Annotated in this window: 16 protein-coding genes; 3 read left to right on the top strand and 13 right to left on the bottom strand. The window is 58.1% G+C overall.

Translation table 11 applies throughout. From position 1 onward, the window contains the following. Positions 1-60: 60 nt before the first annotated feature. Entirely contained in the window at positions 61-351 is a 291-nt protein-coding gene (locus tag PEL8287_RS05910; RefSeq protein WP_085891414.1) for a hypothetical protein, read from the bottom strand. A gap of 255 nt (positions 352-606) precedes the next feature. On the opposite strand from PEL8287_RS05910, the gene clpB reads away from it, so the two are divergent. Further along, positions 607-3,225 (top strand): ATP-dependent chaperone ClpB, encoded by a 2,619-nt coding sequence (clpB, locus tag PEL8287_RS05915; RefSeq protein ID WP_085891416.1) that lies wholly within the window; start codon positions 607-609, stop codon positions 3,223-3,225. Between the two features lie 158 nt (positions 3,226-3,383). On the opposite strand, the gene PEL8287_RS05920 is transcribed toward clpB, so the two are convergent. The 12 genes from PEL8287_RS05920 to PEL8287_RS05980 all read right to left on the bottom strand — a co-directional run bounded on the left by PEL8287_RS05920 (position 3,384) and on the right by PEL8287_RS05980 (position 14,009). After that, positions 3,384-3,674, bottom strand: a complete 291-nt coding sequence (locus PEL8287_RS05920; RefSeq protein ID WP_085891418.1) for an SCP2 sterol-binding domain-containing protein — start codon at positions 3,672-3,674, stop codon at positions 3,384-3,386. Positions 3,675-3,822: 148 nt separating this feature from the next. Continuing rightward, positions 3,823-4,266: a molybdenum cofactor biosynthesis protein MoaE gene (locus PEL8287_RS05925; protein ID WP_085891419.1), complete on the bottom strand. Its 444-nt coding sequence runs from the start codon at positions 4,264-4,266 to the stop codon at positions 3,823-3,825. A gap of 3 nt (positions 4,267-4,269) precedes the next feature. After that, positions 4,270-4,515, bottom strand: coding sequence for a molybdopterin converting factor subunit 1 (gene moaD / locus PEL8287_RS05930; protein ID WP_085891420.1), 246 nt, complete (start codon positions 4,513-4,515; stop codon positions 4,270-4,272). Continuing rightward, complete coding sequence (pgsA, locus tag PEL8287_RS05935; RefSeq protein WP_085891421.1) at positions 4,515-5,180, bottom strand: CDP-diacylglycerol--glycerol-3-phosphate 3-phosphatidyltransferase; 666 nt, start codon at positions 5,178-5,180, stop codon at positions 4,515-4,517. The genes moaD and pgsA overlap by 1 nt, the downstream gene beginning before the upstream one ends. Before the next feature lie 51 nt (positions 5,181-5,231). After that, positions 5,232-5,993 carry an enoyl-CoA hydratase/isomerase family protein gene (locus PEL8287_RS05940; RefSeq protein ID WP_085891422.1) on the bottom strand — a complete coding sequence of 254 codons (762 nt, stop codon included), beginning with the start codon at positions 5,991-5,993 and terminating at the stop codon, positions 5,232-5,234. After that, positions 5,990-7,291, bottom strand: coding sequence for a phenylacetate--CoA ligase family protein (locus tag PEL8287_RS05945; protein ID WP_085891423.1), 1,302 nt, complete (start codon positions 7,289-7,291; stop codon positions 5,990-5,992). The genes PEL8287_RS05940 and PEL8287_RS05945 overlap by 4 nt, the downstream gene beginning before the upstream one ends. Positions 7,292-7,313: 22 nt before the next feature. Beyond that, positions 7,314-9,185, bottom strand: a complete 1,872-nt coding sequence (uvrC, locus tag PEL8287_RS05950; protein ID WP_085891424.1) for an excinuclease ABC subunit UvrC — start codon at positions 9,183-9,185, stop codon at positions 7,314-7,316. Positions 9,186-9,481: 296 nt separating this feature from the next. After that, on the bottom strand, positions 9,482-10,261 hold the full coding sequence (locus PEL8287_RS05955) for an SDR family oxidoreductase (RefSeq protein ID WP_085891425.1): 780 nt from the start codon (positions 10,259-10,261) through the stop codon (positions 9,482-9,484). A 13-nt stretch (positions 10,262-10,274) separates the two neighbouring features. Beyond that, the gene (locus PEL8287_RS05960; RefSeq protein WP_085891426.1) at positions 10,275-11,243 is read right to left on the bottom strand and encodes a calcium/sodium antiporter; all 969 of its coding nucleotides are present in this window, start codon (positions 11,241-11,243) and stop codon (positions 10,275-10,277) included. A gap of 168 nt (positions 11,244-11,411) precedes the next feature. Further along, entirely contained in the window at positions 11,412-12,209 is a 798-nt protein-coding gene (locus PEL8287_RS05970) for a S49 family peptidase (RefSeq protein ID WP_085891428.1), read from the bottom strand. A gap of 112 nt (positions 12,210-12,321) precedes the next feature. After that, complete coding sequence (locus PEL8287_RS05975) at positions 12,322-13,083, bottom strand: ABC transporter permease (protein WP_085891429.1); 762 nt, start codon at positions 13,081-13,083, stop codon at positions 12,322-12,324. After that, positions 13,080-14,009, bottom strand: a complete 930-nt coding sequence (locus tag PEL8287_RS05980) for an ABC transporter ATP-binding protein (RefSeq protein ID WP_085891510.1) — start codon at positions 14,007-14,009, stop codon at positions 13,080-13,082. Before PEL8287_RS05980 ends, PEL8287_RS05975 begins: the two co-directional genes overlap by 4 nt. Positions 14,010-14,182: 173 nt before the next feature. Between PEL8287_RS05980 and PEL8287_RS05985 the strand changes: the two genes are divergently transcribed. Together PEL8287_RS05985 and PEL8287_RS05990 are read left to right on the top strand one after the other, a co-directional pair. Further along, the gene (locus PEL8287_RS05985) at positions 14,183-15,169 is read left to right on the top strand and encodes a DMT family transporter (protein WP_085891430.1); all 987 of its coding nucleotides are present in this window, start codon (positions 14,183-14,185) and stop codon (positions 15,167-15,169) included. Positions 15,170-15,218: 49 nt separating this feature from the next. After that, positions 15,219-16,310, top strand: a complete 1,092-nt coding sequence (locus PEL8287_RS05990) for a CaiB/BaiF CoA transferase family protein (protein ID WP_085891432.1) — start codon at positions 15,219-15,221, stop codon at positions 16,308-16,310. The last annotated feature ends 76 nt before the right edge of the window (positions 16,311-16,386 follow it).

A 16,386-nucleotide genomic window follows, 5' to 3' on the forward strand; every position in this document is an offset into this window, starting at 1 on the left:
TTGGCTGTTCCGCGCCCTTGTCGTGGCCCTTGACCCAAGCGTCAAGCCTGCTGTTTCAGTTCAGGCGGCGATACCGGCGCGCAGACGCTCGAACCAGGCCATCGGATCGGGCCTTGCGGCCGTCTGAACCGCCTTGCGCAGACGCAGGGCCGGATCGGGGCGTAGGTGGGTCTTGCGGGCCTTTTGGGTCAGGCTGCGGGCGATCATTTTGAAGTCGGCGTTCATAGGCGCCTTGATATGTGTGGGATATGCGTAGCTGCCGGTTTTGTCGCGTATTTCGACCAGGGCTTCGAACCCTTCAAGCTCGGGGTTGTAGCGGACGTCTGCGAGATACAGTTTTTCGATATACATGTGTTTTCGCCTTCTGCTCGGGCCTTATGGTGGCCTGTGGATAACTTTGTAGGTGGGATATGTTTCAGACGTTCCAAGGGGGTTCACAAAAATGTGCCAATTTGACGCAAATCATCGCGCGATGCCCGCGAATCCGTGAAGATGAGACTTGAACAGGTGTGGTGCAAATCCCATCTGCTCTGTTGAGGTTCCCGAACGTCGTATGCCTAACGCTGGGTACGCAAACGGGGTAACGCTTGTAAAAAGGAGAGAACGATGGACTTGAACAAGTTCACCGAGCGGTCGCGCGGTTTCATTCAGGCAGCACAGACGATCGCCATGCGGGAAAGCCACCAGAAGCTGGCGCCCGAGCATATTCTGAAAGCATTGATGGACGACAGCGAAGGGCTGGCCAGCAACCTGATCAAACGGGCTGGCGGCGCGCCGGAACGCGTGGTTCAGGCGCTTGATCTGGCGATGGCCAAGATTCCGCAGGTCAGCGGCGATGTTGGTCAGACCTATATGGATCAGCAGACCGGCAAAGTGCTGGACGAGGCCGAGAAACTGGCAACCAAGGCCAAGGACAGCTTTGTTCCGGTCGAGCGTATTCTGACGGCATTGGCGGTTGTCAAAAGTCCGGCAAAGGATGCGCTGGAGGCCGGTGCGGTGACGGCACAAAAGCTGAACGAAGCGATCAACGATATTCGTAAGGGTCGCACCGCAGATAGTGCGTCAGCCGAGGATACTTATGAAGCATTGGAAAAATATGCGCGTGATCTGACCAAGGCTGCCGAAGAGGGCAAGATCGACCCGATCATCGGTCGTGACGATGAAATTCGCCGCTCGATGCAAATCCTCAGCCGCCGGACCAAGAACAACCCGGTTCTGATTGGTGAACCGGGCGTCGGTAAAACCGCGATTGCCGAGGGGCTTGCCCTGCGGATCGTCAATGGCGACGTGCCCGAGAGCCTGCAGAACAAGCGCCTGCTGTCACTTGACATGGGTGCGCTGATCGCCGGTGCGAAATACCGTGGGGAATTTGAAGAACGTCTGAAGGCCGTGTTGAACGAGGTCACTGCGGCAGCCGGTGAAATCATTCTTTTCATCGACGAGATGCACACGCTGGTTGGTGCCGGTAAGGGTGACGGCGCGATGGATGCCGCCAACCTGATCAAACCGGCCCTGGCGCGCGGCGAATTGCACTGTATCGGCGCCACCACCCTGGATGAATACCGCAAACACGTGGAAAAAGACGCGGCTCTGGCCCGCCGGTTCCAGCCTTTGGTGATTGAAGAGCCGACAGTCGAGGATACGATCAGCATCCTGCGCGGGATCAAGGAAAAGTACGAACTGCACCACGGGGTGCGGATCTCGGACAGCGCCCTTGTAACCGCCGCAACCCTGTCGCACCGTTATATCACCGACCGGTTCCTGCCCGACAAGGCCATCGACCTGATGGACGAGGCCGCCAGCCGTCTGCGCATGGAAGTCGACAGCAAGCCCGAGGAGCTTGATGCGCTGGACCGCGAGATTCTGCAAAAGCAGATTGAGGCCGAAGCGCTGAAGAAAGAGGATGACGCAGCCAGCAAAGACCGGCTTGAAAAGCTGGAAAAGGAACTGGCCGACCTGTTGGAACGCTCGTCCGAGATGACGGCGCAATGGCAGGCCGAACGCGATGTTCTGGCCAGTGCCCGCGATCTCAAGGAACAGCTTGACCGCGCCCGCATCGAGCTGGACCACGCCAAACGCGAGGGCGATCTGGCCAAGGCAGGCGAGCTTTCCTACGGCGTGATTCCGGGGCTGGAAAAGCAACTGTCCGAGGCTGAACAAGCCGAAGACGAAGGCGTGATGGTCGAAGAGGCCGTACGCCCCGAACAGATCGCGCAGGTGGTGGAACGCTGGACCGGCATCCCGACCTCGAAAATGCTGGAGGGCGAACGTGAGAAACTGCTGGGCATGGAAGAGAACCTGCACAAGCGGGTGATCGGCCAGAATGCGGCGGTCAAGGCCGTGGCCAATGCGGTACGCCGGGCCCGTGCGGGGCTGAACGACGAGAACCGCCCGCTTGGCAGCTTCCTGTTCCTTGGGCCCACAGGCGTGGGTAAGACCGAACTGACCAAGGCCGTGGCCGAGTATCTGTTTGATGATGACAACGCCATGGTGCGAATCGACATGTCGGAATTCATGGAGAAACACTCGGTTTCCCGTCTGATCGGCGCGCCTCCGGGTTATGTCGGCTATGACGAAGGCGGTGTTCTGACCGAGGCCGTACGTCGCCGCCCGTATCAGGTGATCCTGTTTGACGAGGTCGAAAAGGCTCATGCCGACGTGTTCAACGTGCTGCTGCAGGTTCTGGACGATGGCGTTCTGACCGATGGTCAGGGGCACCGGGTGGATTTCAAGCAGACGCTGATCATCTTGACCTCCAATCTTGGGGCGCAGGCACTGAGCCAACTGCCCGAGGGTGCAGACGCCAGCGATGCCAAACGCGACGTGATGGATGCGGTGCGGGCCCATTTCCGCCCCGAATTCCTCAACCGTCTGGACGAGACGATCATCTTTGACCGCCTCAGCCGCGACGATATGGGCGCCATTGTGGATATCCAGTTGCGCCTTCTGGCCAAACGTCTGCTGGGTCGCAAAATCACGCTCGATGTGGACGAGGCCGCGCTGAAATGGCTGGCGGATGAAGGATACGATCCGGTCTTTGGCGCGCGCCCCCTGAAACGGGTCATTCAGCGCGCCCTGCAGGATCCGCTGGCCGAGTTGCTGTTGGCCGGTGACGTGCTGGATGGCAGCACAGTATCCGTTACCGCAGGGGCCGATGGTCTGATCATCGGCGACCGGGTCGGCAGCTCCCGGCGCGAGCCGCCCGAAGACGCGGTTGTGCACTAAAGCAATGAACGCCCCTGCATTTGCGGGGGCGTTTTTTTGTGAACGAATGTCTTAAAGATCCCAGAGCGGACGACACCCGTTGCCCGGCACTCGACGGCAGTTCAGCCTTCACTTAAGTCATTGCCCGCTTGTGGATGTGATTTACGTAACGAAGTCGGTCAACTCGTTAGGATCGCACTGACCTTGAGCGCGCGTTGCACATTGCCGTCGACCTTGAGCTTGCCCGACATGAAAGCCATCACCGGGTTCTGATCCCCCGACAGGATATTGCGAAACACCTCGTCACCGGCGATCAGCACCACATCGGCCGGATCGTCGCCCGCACGTGCACCGTGCTCGTCCAGCATCACGCTGCCGTGGCCCTGGATCACCAGTTTCGCCGTGCCCCGGATATGGCCCTGGGCCTTGGGGTGAAGGTCGTCGATATAGGCTTGAAGGACGTCGGTCATCTGGGGGGCTCCGCCGGGTTGTCTGGCTTGCATCCTGCCCGGACTGCTCGCTGGCTCAAGCCCGACCTTACGTCAAAACGTACGCTCATTTGCGAGGACCGGGTCTGGAGCGTACGAAATCTGCGTACGTTTCGTACGATGCGTACATTCACCAGCGGGTCAGCGCGGCCTCGTCTTCGTCCTTGGCTTCCACCCAATCGGCCCCATCGCGGGTCAGTTCCTTTTTCCAGAACGGCGCGCGGGATTTCAGGAAATCCATCAGGAATTCAGCGGCCTGAAACGCATCTGCCCGGTGGCGCGACGCGGTGGCGACCATCATGATCATCTCTTGCGGGTGCAGGCGGCCATAGCGGTGGATGATAAGAATATCGCCCAGATTCCAACGGCTTGAAGCATCTTTAGCGATCTTTTCCAGTGCTTTTTCTGTCATCCCGGGGTAGTGCTCGATCTCCATCGCACTGAGCGAGGCGGTGCCCAGATCGCGTACGATGCCGGTGAAGGTCACGACCGCCCCCATGCCTGCTTGACGGGAGGCAAATGCATTGGCCTCGGATCCAAAGTCAAACGCGGCCTCCTGCACCCGGATATCCATAAGTCAGCCCCCGGTCATCGGCGGGAAGAACGCCACTTCGCGGGCAGTCTTCAGGGACGCGTTGAAATCTGCAAGTTCCTGATCGACCGCAACGCGCAAAGCGCTGAGATCGGCAAAGGCGGCCTGATAGCGCGGTTCGCGGGCGCGAAGGTCTTCGATCAGATCCATAACGGTAGCTGGGTTTGTGTCGACCCTGTCTTTGGCCCGGCCGACACGTTCGCGAACCCAGGCGAAGTAAAGCACATCCATCAGTGATCATCCTTCAGGTGAGGGAGTGATTTCTTGAAATAATCATACCCGGTGATCAGAGTCAGCAGGGCTGCCAGCCACAGCAGCCACATGCCGGCGTGACCAGCCCAGAACATGCCGTTGTATTTCCAGTTCAGGCCGAAAAGGTCTTCTTCGCGGCCTTCGAGGATATCGATCACCAGGGCCCGATCCATGCCGAAAGACGACATGCCAAAGTAATGCTCGAACACGCCTTGCGCAAACAGTACGGCTATTGCGGTCATCTGTGCTGTAGTTTTCCATTTGGCGAGTTTGGTCACTTTGAGTGTCCCGGCGGTATCGCCCAGAAACTCGCGCAGGCCCGAGACAAAAACCTCGCGGAAGAGGATCATGGTTGCGGGCAGTACCAGCCAGGGCGACATGCTGGAATAGCCGACGATGACCATCAGTGCAATCACCACCATTGCCTTGTCGGCAATCGGATCCAACATGGCGCCCAAGCGGGTTTCCTGTTTCCAGCTGCGTGCCAGATACCCGTCGAACCAATCGGTGATGGCGGCGCTGACAAACAGCAATAGGGCAAACCAGTCGGCATAAGGCCTTGTGAAATATAGAAACATCACGGCAACGCCGGGGGCCGCCAGCAGGCGGAGTGTGGTCAGTATATTGGGTATGTTCCACTTCATGATTTAGGTTCTAACCGCTTCGGTCGCCTAGGGAAAGCGCCCTTGTTGCCGTTAGAAAGCACTGAGGCGTTTGGTGGTTTCGGGATCCATGAAGCCAGCCACCGTGGCATCGGTTTCCAAGTGCAGCGCACGGTGCAGATCGGGCAGGGCGGCGGCGTTCAGGACCCGTTTCATCGCGCGGACGGACAGCACTGGCAGGTTAGCCAGGCGGCGAGCGGTTTCTACGGCGGTGTCCATGAGGGCTGCGTCATCGACGACTTTCCAGGCAAGGCCGATTTCGCCCAGTTCTTCGGCGCCGTAGCGATCACCGAAGAACAGCATTTCGCGGGCTTTGTTGAGACCCACCAAGGCAGGCAGGAGAGAGGTGACGGCACCGGTCACAAAAAGGTTCAGCGAAACTTCGGGGAAAAAACCTTGGGCTGATTTGGCCCAGATGGGAAAATCACAGTTGATCGCCCATTCAAACCCACCGCCTACGGCCCAGCCGTTTATGGCGCCCACCACCGGTTTGGTACCAAGGGTGATTGCATGGGTTGCGCGTTGGATGGCCTGCACCAGATCGCGGGCCTGTTCCTCGGTTTCGGGGTGGACGTGCGCGCGGCGGTCATCTCCGGCGCAAAATGCCTTGCCCGCACCGGTCATGATCATGGCGCGGGTGGCCGGATCGGCATTGGCATCCTCGAAGGCGCGCGCGACATCGTCGATCAGCTGCCGGTTCATCGCATTCAGGCAGTCGGGCCGGTTGAGCGTGATTGTCCGCACACCGTGATCGTCCAGCGCACTGAGGACGGTTTCATAGGTAAAATCGGTCATTGGTACCCCCGGATGACGCGTTTGGTTTTGCCTTCGGTCAGTGGAAAACTGCCACTTGGCACAAGGGTGACACGGGCAGTGGCGCCCAGTTTGGACTTGATGGTTTGGGCGATCTTGTCAGCGAGATCAGGCGGCCCAATCTGGCCTCTGGCCAGTTCAACCTGCACCGGCAGGGAGTCATAGGGCGGTGGCTGATCCAGAGTGATGCGGTAGTCGCCTGAAAGCGCGGAAAATTCGTTGATGACGGCGGCCACCATGGTGGGAAACAGATTGAGCCCGCGCACCACGACCATGTCATCCGATCGGCCCACGACGCGGAACCGGAAACCGGTACGCCCACAAGTGCAGGGGGTCGTTTCGTCTACGGCGATGATATCGCCGGAGCGAAAGCGGACCAGTGGCTGGCATTCGCGGGCCAGATGTGTCAGCACCAACTCGCCGGTCTGTCCGGGTTCCAGCGGCACGGGTGCCTCGGTCTCCGGGTCGATCAGTTCGGGATAGAGCACATCAGCGGCCATGAAGTGCAGCCGCGTGTCGTGGTCGCATTGCGCGCCGAAATTGCAGAACACATCCGAGACGCCGTAATTGGCATTGCGTGGCTCCATCCCCCAGACACCACGCAGGCGGGCGCGAAAAGCCGGGTCGTCAAGGCCCGCTTCGCCGCCGAAAAGCCCCAGTTTCAGGCCCAGATCACGCGGCTTTAAACCGGGAAACTTTTCGGCAATCACGTGTTCCAGCACAGAAGGGTAAGAGGGTGTGCAGGAAATCGCGGTGATCCCCACTTCTTTTATCGTGCGCACCAGCAGTTCAGTCGATCCCACTCCAAAGGGTACCACAAGGGCGCCTGTCGCCTGAAGGGTCATATGATCGGTAAGGCCGCCCATCCACATCTGGTAATTCAGGCAATGCACGACGGTGTGATCCGGGGTTAGCCCGGCAGAGGACTGACAGCGCCCGCCAACGGCTTCGGTAATGGCGCAATCGCTGGCCGACAAGGCAAGGTTCATCGCCTGGCCCGTGGTGCCAGAGGTGCGATGCAGGCGTACGGCAGTGCTGCGCGGGGCGGTCATGTAATTGCCAAAGGGCGGATGCGCGGCCTGTGACAGGCGTAGTTGCGCCTTGTCCGACAGCGGCAATTCCGCCAGGTCACGCAGGTCAACAGGGGCGGACTGGCCTTGCCACAGGTCACTATAAAAGGCCGATTTCGCAACATGGCGGCGCTGTACCGCCCATGCTGCCTGCTGGTGCTGCGCCAATTCATCCGGGGCCGCAAACTCGGCGCGGTCCAACAGGTTCACGGGGCGGGTCGCTTATGCATTGTCATCCCTTTTCGTGGAAGAAGTCATAGACCTTTTGTGCCAAGGCTTCGGACACGCCGTCAACTGCTTTGAGGTCCGACAGGTTGGCACGGCTCACCGCCTTGGCCGATCCGAAATGCGCCAGAAGGGCGCGTTTGCGCGCTGCGCCGACGCCCGGCACCTCATCCAGCGGGGTGGCGCCTACGGTTTTGGCGCGTTTCGCACGATGGGTTCCGATGGCAAAGCGGTGTGCCTCGTCACGCAGTCGCTGGATGAAATAAAGCAGCGGATCATTGTGCCTGAGCGCCATGACCCGTTGCCCCACGCGGTGGAATTCCTCTTTACCGTGGTCGCGGTCAACGCCCTTGGCGACGCCGATCATCGGCAGGTTTTCGACCCCCATCTCGCGCATGATCTGTGCCACGGCACTGACCTGCCCGGCACCGCCATCGATCAGCAAAAGATCAGGCCACAGGCCTTTCTCACGCTCGGGGTCTTCTTTCAGCAGACGTTTGAAGCGGCGCAACAGCACCTCTTTCATCATGCCGAAATCATCGCCTGGGGTCAGGTCATCGCCTTTGATGTTAAACTTGCGGTAGTGGTTTTTCATGAAACCTTCGGGGCCTGCGACAATCATTGCACCCACCGCGTGGGCCCCCTGAATGTGGGAGTTGTCGTAAACCTCGATCCGTTGCGGCGGGGCGTCCAGATCAAATGCTTCTGCCAACCCTTTGAGCAGTTTGCCCTGTGTCGCTGTTTCAGCCATTTTACGGGCGAGGCTTTCACGGGCGTTGCGCAGAGCGCCATCAACCAGTTCGGCCTTCTCGCCGCGCAATGGCACGGTGAGTACCACCTTGCTGCCCAGCTTGCTACTGAGCGCATCCTGCATCAGATCCGGGTTTTCAATATTGTGCGACAGGATCAAATGGCGGGGCGGGTCTTTGCTGTCGTAAAACTGACCAATGAAGGCTTCAAGCACTTCGGGTTCTTCCACATCGGCGCCAACACGGGGATAGAAATCACGATTGCCCCAGTTTTGCCCACCACGGATAAAAAAGACCTGCACACAGGCCTGCCCCTTATCTAGGTGCAGGGCAATGAGATCGGCCTCGTCCACGGTGCGCGGATTTATACCCTGATTGGTCTGCACCTGCGTCAGCGCCTTGATCCGGTCGCGCAGGGCGGCAGCGCGTTCAAACTCCATCGCGTCCGAGGCGGCGGACATTTCAGATTTCAGTTTGTCCTGAATCTCGGTCGATTTGCCGGACAGATAACGCTGGGCATCGGAAACGCTGACGGCATAGTCTGACTTGCTGATCTTGCCAACACAAGGCGCGGTGCAGCGTTTGATCTGGTATTGCAGGCAGGGGCGTGTGCGACTCTCGAACACAGTATCGGTGCAATTGCGCAGCTGAAACACGCGTTGCAATTGCGCAAGTGTCCGGTTGACGGCGCCAGCGCTGGCGAAGGGGCCGTAATAAGCGCCCTTTTCCTTTTTGGCTCCCCGATGCTTTTTTATCATCGGGAAGTCATGTGTGTTGGTCACAAGGATGTTGGGAAAGCTTTTGTCGTCCCGCAGCAGCACGTTATAGCGCGGCTTGAGCTGTTTGATCAGGTTCTGTTCAAGCAGCAACGCCTCGGTCTCGGTTGCGGTGGTCAGAAACATCATTGATGCAGTTTCTGAGATCATCCGCGCAATACGGCCGGTGTGCCCCGTGGGTCGCGTATAGTTTGCCACACGCGCACGCAGATTTCGCGCCTTGCCGACGTAAAGCACCCGCGCCTGTGCATCCAGCATGCGGTAGACACCCGGAGACGAATCTAGCGTCTTCAGATAAGACTGGATGACCTTGTGCCCAGTTTGGGGCTGAGTTTCCTGAGATGTGTCCGGCATGGTCTTTCAAATATGATTCTTGGACCGTGCTGCAATGATACAGGTGCCAGAGCAAGAGGAAACCTTTCCACGGATCATGTGGATAACTCTGGTGATAACTTTCCGCGAACCGTTTTTTTTCGTTGTTTTCGGCAGGGTTCTTTGATTTGCTTAATTTTTAGGCAATTTCGCAGGCCGTTGAAATAAAAGGAAAAAAATATAGGAATTTGCCAAAACACTGAAAACATTACAGTTTTTGCAACACTTTTCTTACAATTAATTGAACAGTGCAAAACTTTGGTGCCATTAACGATTGTCTATTCAACGCCCAATACATCCGGAGTACGCCAGCCAAGATGCTGGCCACCGTCCACACAAAGCAACTGACCGGTCACGGCAGGGGCGTGGAGGAAGTAACTCAGCGCGGCGGTGATGTCCTGTTGGTTGGCGCCACGGCCCAGAATGGTGGATTTTCGCTGGAGCTGGAAATTGCTGTCGCTTTGGCGGGGGCTTCGGAGTGTCGGGCCCGGCCCGATGGCATTGACACGCACCCTAGGCGCCAGCGCTTGCGCCGCTGTCTGGGTAAAAGCCCACAGGCCCATTTTGGACAGGGTGTAGCTCATGAATTCGGGGGTCAGTTTGCGTACGCGCTGATCAATCATGTTAATCACCAGCCCCTGGGCCACAGGTTCACCGTTCGCATCGGTCAGCGGCGCGGGCACATCGCGGGCCAGGGCCTGTGTCAGCACAAAGGGCGCGCGCAGATTGCTTTCCATATGCCTGTCCCAGCCTTCACGGGACGCGGTTGCAAGATTGTCATATTCAAAAACCGAAGCATTATTGATCAGGGTCGTCAGGGGTCCGCCAAGGGCGTCAGCAGCCTGAGGTATCAGGTGTTGTACCTGAGACTCATCCAGCAAATCAGCCTGAAGGGTGATTGCGTTGCGGCCAATGTCACGGATGTCGCTTGCCACAGATTCGGCCTCGGCACCGGAAGTTGCGTAATGCACGGCAACGTCATAGCCATGGCGGGCCAGTTCCAGCGCCATGGCATGACCCAGACGTTTGCCAGCACCCGTTACCAACGCCCGCGTCATGCCCAGCCTCCGTTCAGATCAACACAATGGCGATATAGATAAGATAGAGGCTGGTAAGGGCAATACCCCAGGCCCGCCCGATATCCTGTTTGAAAAAGACGAACGGGATCAGCAACAGCGAGGCACCCAGCATCACCCACAGGTCAAATTTCAAAAATTCGGGATCAACGGGGATGCGTCCGATCAGCGAGGTGATGCCGATGATGGCCAGCAGGTTGAACATGTTCGACCCGATGACATTGCCAAGCGCGACGTCCGCCTGTTTGCGCAGGGCTGCCATGACAGTGGTGGCCAGTTCCGGCAGGGACGTGCCTAGGGCCACCAGCGTCAGCCCGATGACTGAATCGCTGACGCCATATTCGCGGGCGATGATCGAGGCATTTTCAACCAGCAGATCCGCGCCAAGAGGCAGGCCGATCAGGCCCAGCACCAGAAAGACAAGGATTTGCCACCAGGGCATATCGGGGTCGGCACCATCGACATCTTCGATCCCGTCCGCCTCGCTCAGAGCCAGGGCTGCGGCCATCCTGCGACGGTGACGGGTTGCATCGCGTAGCGCATCGAAAAGAACATAGGCCAACGCCGCAAGAAGGACGAGGCCAGAGGTGAAATTAAATTCTCCGGTAAAGGCCAGCCCGATAAACAGGAACGATGCGGCAAGCATGAAAAGATAGGTTTTCAAGCATTTACAGCCGCTGGTGTGAAGCACTGACAGGATGGCGGGCACACCGAGAACCATCAGGATATTTGCAGTATTTGACCCTACGACATTGCCAAGTGCCAGGCCGGGTTTGCCTTCCAGCACGGCGTTGACAGAAATCAGAAGTTCCGGCGCCGATGTGCCAAAGGCTACAATGGTCAGGCTAACGATCAGGGCCGGGATGCCCACCCGAAGGCTGAGGTTCACGGCACCTTTGACCAGCGCATCACCTGCCAGCAACAGGATGACCAGCCCCAAACCGGCAAGAGCCCATGGCATCATTTAGGTTTGCCCTTCTGGCATGAACACGGCCCCTTGCCGATCCGGTAGCGCCCGCAAATTTTACATTTGGCCGAGGCCAGGCGTTTCTGTCCCGGAAAGCGCAGCTTGCCGAACATGGCCATGACGCCCATGCCGACCAGAAATAATATGACGACTTTGATTACCACGTCAGAGGCCAAACCGTGCGTAGTCGGCCCGTTCCTCGATAGTAGCGATAGCATCTTGTGCCAGTTCGGCGCCAAAGCGGCGGAGTAACCCGCGTTTGCGGCCATAATTGGCGAAACGCACCTTGTCTCCATAAAGCTCTTTCAGTTTGGGAACCGGGTGGGCAGCGCCATCGACAAGGCCCAGCTCAATCGCGCGGCGGCCCAGCCAGAACTCCCCGGTGAACAGATCCTTTTTGCCACTGAGCTTGTCGCCGCGCCGCGCTGTGACGTGTTCAACAAAGGTGGTGTGCATCTGTTCAAGAATTGATTTAAGGCGGGTTACGTCCTCTTCCTTTTCGGGCAGGAACGGATCGAGCATGCTTTTGGATTTGACCGAGGTATGCACCCGGCGTTCCAGCCCTTGGCGTGCCAAAAAGACCGGCGCACCGAATCCGGCCGAGATGACGCCGATAGACCCCACGACCGAGGCATGATCGACCCAGATATCATCGGCAGCTGTGGCCAGCCAGTAGCCACCCGAGGCGGCGACATCTTCGACAAAGGCATGCACGGGAATTTCTTTTTCGTCAGCCAGCCGACGGATGCGCGCGGCAATCAGCGAGGATTGCACAGGCGATCCACCAGGAGAATTGATGATCAGGGCCACCGCAGCAGGTTTGCCGCGCTTGAACGCCTTTTCTAATAAAGGCTCCATGACCTCATCGCTAAGCTGTGCCCGGCTGCCTGCCCCAATCGAGCCGGAAAGCCTGACGATTGCCACTAAGGGCCCGCGGTTAAGAAAAGGGATCCATTGCTTCATGTAGCCCGATTTAGAACGCGTGGGCACGACAAACAAGGCGCATGACCAAACTGTGTGGCCACAATGCTCAAAAAGACATGTTTGTCGGGCAAATAAGTCACGCGGCCCGAAATCAGCTTTTAATGCGATACCCAGTCCTGAAAATCAGCCAGACAAGCGCAAGGCAGATGCCGAGGAACAGCGCGATGGCCAGCAGGCTATACCCAACTGCAACATCTGCGGTGCCAAAGAACGACCAGCGAAAACCCGAGATGAGGTAGACCACAGGGTTGAACAGCGTCACGGTCTGCCATGCGGGCGGCAGCATCGATATGGAATAGAAGGAACCTCCTAAAAACACCAAAGGCGTGATCACCAGCAGCGGGATCAGTTGCAACTGTTGAAAGTTCTCGGCCCATATTCCGATGATGAAGCCGAAAAGCGCAAATGACACGCAGGTCAGCACCAGAAAGGCCATCATCGCGAAAGGGTGCTGAATATCCAGGTCAACGAAAAACTCTGCCGTGGCCAGAATGATCACCCCGATCAGCAGCGATTTGGTTGCGGCCGCGCCGACATAGCCCAGCACGATTTCCAGAAAATTGATCGGGGCGGATAAAAGTTCGAATATCGTGCCGATGAATTTTGGAAAGTAGATGCCGAAAGATGCATTGCTGATCGATTGGGTCATCACGCTGAGCATGATCAGTCCCGGCACAATGAAGGCGCCATAGCTGACCCCTTCGACCTCATCGATCCGGCTGCCGATGGCGGCGCCGAAGACCACGAAATACAGCGATGTTGATATGACCGGTGACAGCAGGCTTTCCATTACGGTTCGAAAAAATCGTTTCATCTCATAAAGATAAATCGCCCAGATTGCATGCAGGTTCATGCCGCGCCCTCCTTGACCAGGCCTACAAAAATCTCTTCCAGGCTGCTTTGCGTGGTCTGGATGTCGCGCAGCGACAGACCTTCTTTTGAAAGGGCTTGCAGCAGGCGGGTGATGCCGGTGCCATCGCCGCGGGTGTCATAGTGGTAGCTGAGCGTTCGCCCGTCTGCCCCCAGTTCTAGATCATAGTCCGACAAAGAGGCAGGCACGGCCGATACCGGGTCTTTCAGATCTATACGCAGGGTCTTGCGGCCCATCCGCTTCATCAGTGCATCTTTTTCTTCGACCAGCAGAATCTCACCATGGTTGATCACGCCCACGCGGTCGGCGATCGCCTCGGCCTCTTCGATATAATGGGTGGTCAGGATGATGGTGACGCCGTCGGCGCGAAGACCCTCGACAATCTTCCACATGTCGCGACGCAGTTCGACATCGACGCCCGCCGTGGGTTCATCCAGAAACAGAACGCGCGGTTCGTGGCACAGTGCCTTGGCGATCAGCACACGGCGTTTCATCCCACCCGAAAGCTCGCGGATGCGGCTGTGGCGCTTGTCCCAAAGCGACAGTTGCCGAAGGATTCGTTCTATCAGCGCATCATCGCGGTTTTTACCAAAAAGCCCACGCGAAAACCTTACCGTATTTATCACCCTTTCAAAGGGTTCCAGCGCCACTTCTTGCGGGACCAATCCAATCAGGCTGCGGGCCTGCCGGTAGCTGGTTATGATGTCGTGGCCGTCCACGGTGGCGGTGCCGCCCGTGGGCGAGGTGATGCCGCACAGAATTGAGATCAGGGTTGTCTTGCCCGCCCCGTTTGGCCCGAGCAGGGCCAGAATCTCGCCCTGCTCTATGCTTATGGAAACGCTTTTCAGGGCCTCGAACCCGCCTTGGTAGACCTTGCTCAGGTCGTTGACTTTGACAATGGTCGCCATCGCGTTTCTCCGCTGGTTTTCCGGCAACCTAATCAAATGGTCGCCAAGTGCAATTGTCAGGGTGCGCAGGGTCGTCTGTGCGAAGGTGCAGAAAGGCCGGGACAGAAAAGCACAAACAGGCATGACGTTGCCGACGCGGACGTGTTAGAGGCCAGCTTGAAAGGACTCGCCCTATGACCCGTCAGACCACCAGCCACAACTCTGCTGCGGGCATTGGTATCATCCTAATTGCCATGCTGGCTATTTCGTTCAACGACATGCTGATCAAGTTTTTGTCGGGTGGTTATCCGTTGCATCAGATGGTCTTTACCCGCTCGGCCATCGGTATCTGCTTTAGCCTGATTCTGGTGCAGTTCGAGGGCGGTTGGGGTATCCTGAAAACGAAGACGCCCGGCCTGCATCTGCTGCGTGGGGTGATGATTGTGGTTGCGAACATGTCCTTTTTCGCAGCATTGGCGGCGTTGCCGTTGGCCGAAACCACTGCGATCTTTTTTGTGGCGCCACTGATGATTACCCTGCTGAGCATCCCTGTACTGGGCGAGAAAGTTGGCCCGCTGCGGATTGGAGCGGTCATTGTCGGCTTTGTCGGTGTGGTCATCATGACGCGGCCCTGGCACAGCGGATCAGAGAGGGAAGCACCGTTATATGTCTATTTGCTACCCATTCTGAGCGCATTTACCTATGCGGCCAATCAGGTCCTGACCCGCAAGCTGGGCATGGTGTCAAAGGCATCGGCGCTGGCAGTTTATGTGCAGGCGGTTTTCATCCTTGTCAGTTTGGGATTTTGGGCCGTGGCCGGTGACGGGCGTTTTGTAGATGGCATGGATAACCCTAGTCTGATTTTCCTGTTGCGGGCCTGGGTCTGGCCACAGGGCAATGATATATATCTATTTCTGGGACTTGGATTAAATTCGGCCATTATTGGCTACACGCTGGCACAGGCATATCGGATGGCCGACGCGGCCACGGTGGCGCCCTTTGAATATGCCGGTCTGCCTCTGGCGATATTCTGGGGTTGGTTGATCTGGGGCAACCTGCCAAGTCCGGTTGTTTTTGCAGGGATTTCGTTAATCCTGGGGTCCGGCTTGTTTGTTTTTCTGCGCGAACGTCAGCGCAACCGGCCCCTTGTCAGCCGGAAACGGGTGCATCGCCGCTATTGACCTTGCGGCCCCTGTGCGTTGCTTTGGGGCAGGCAGAGGGAGTTGCGAAATGTTGCAGGGTATTCGCGTGGTCGAGTTTGAGGGGCTGGGGCCCGGGCCGTTTGCCGCTATGATGCTGGCCGATCTTGGGGCCGAGGTGATTGTGATCCATCGCCCCGGCGCAGGCAATCCGGTGGCGGGCGGGACCAATCTTCTGGACCGGGGGAAGAAATCCATTGTGCTGAATCTGAAGCTGCCCGCTGACCTGACAATAGCCAAGGCGCTGATTTCCACAGCGGATGCGCTGATTGAAGGGTTCAGGCCGGGGGTGATGGAACGTTTGGGACTGGGGCCGGACGAGATGCAGCACGAAAACCCCAAGCTGGTTTACGGCCGCATGACGGGATGGGGGCAGGATGGGCCCAAGTCACGGATGGCAGGGCATGATCTGAACTATCTCGCCACATCCGGGGCGCTTTGGTATGCCTCGGAAGCCGCATCGCCACCGCTCACACCGCCAACACTGTTGGGGGATGTGGGGGGCGGCGCGCTTTATCTGGTGGCGGGAATCCTGGCGGGCCTGCTGAAGGCGGCGAGAACCGGAGTGGGCACGGTGGTGGATGCGGCGATTGTGGATGGCTCAGCCCATATGATGGCTTTGCTGATGTCAATGGCGCCAAGTGGCAACCTGTTGAAAGAACGCGGGAAAAGCCTGCTGGACGGGCCACACTGGTCGCGCACCTACGCCTGTGCCTGTGGCGGGTATCTGAGTGTGCAATGCCTTGAACCTAGGTTTTACGCCGAGTTTCTGCACCGTCTGAACCTGGGTGAAGATCCGGTATTCGCCTCGCAGAATGACCCGGCGCAATGGCCTGAACAGACCCGCGCACTGGCGGAAATTCTGGCCGCAGAACCTTTGGTATATTGGGCGGAAATATTTGAAAATTCAGACGCTTGTGCCGCACCTGTGCTGGCTCCGCAAGAGGCCGGGAGAGATCCGCACATGGCCGCGCGCAAGGTCTGGTCCACCAAAGATGGCCTGTTGCAGCCCGCTCCGGCGCCGCGATTTGACGGACACGACCAAAGCCCCGGACCGGTCCCGGAGCGGGGGCAACATGGTGATGATCTGCGCGCGGGACTGGCCCGCATGGCGCTAATCTGACAAGGGGCAGTAACCCGAAGGGCCGGACAGCTTTTTGGCGGGTCGGAGGTGATACCAAACCGATCCCTTGGCGCGG

Source organism: Roseovarius litorisediminis, from assembly GCF_900172295.1.
GTDB lineage: Bacteria > Pseudomonadota > Alphaproteobacteria > Rhodobacterales > Rhodobacteraceae > Roseovarius > Roseovarius litorisediminis.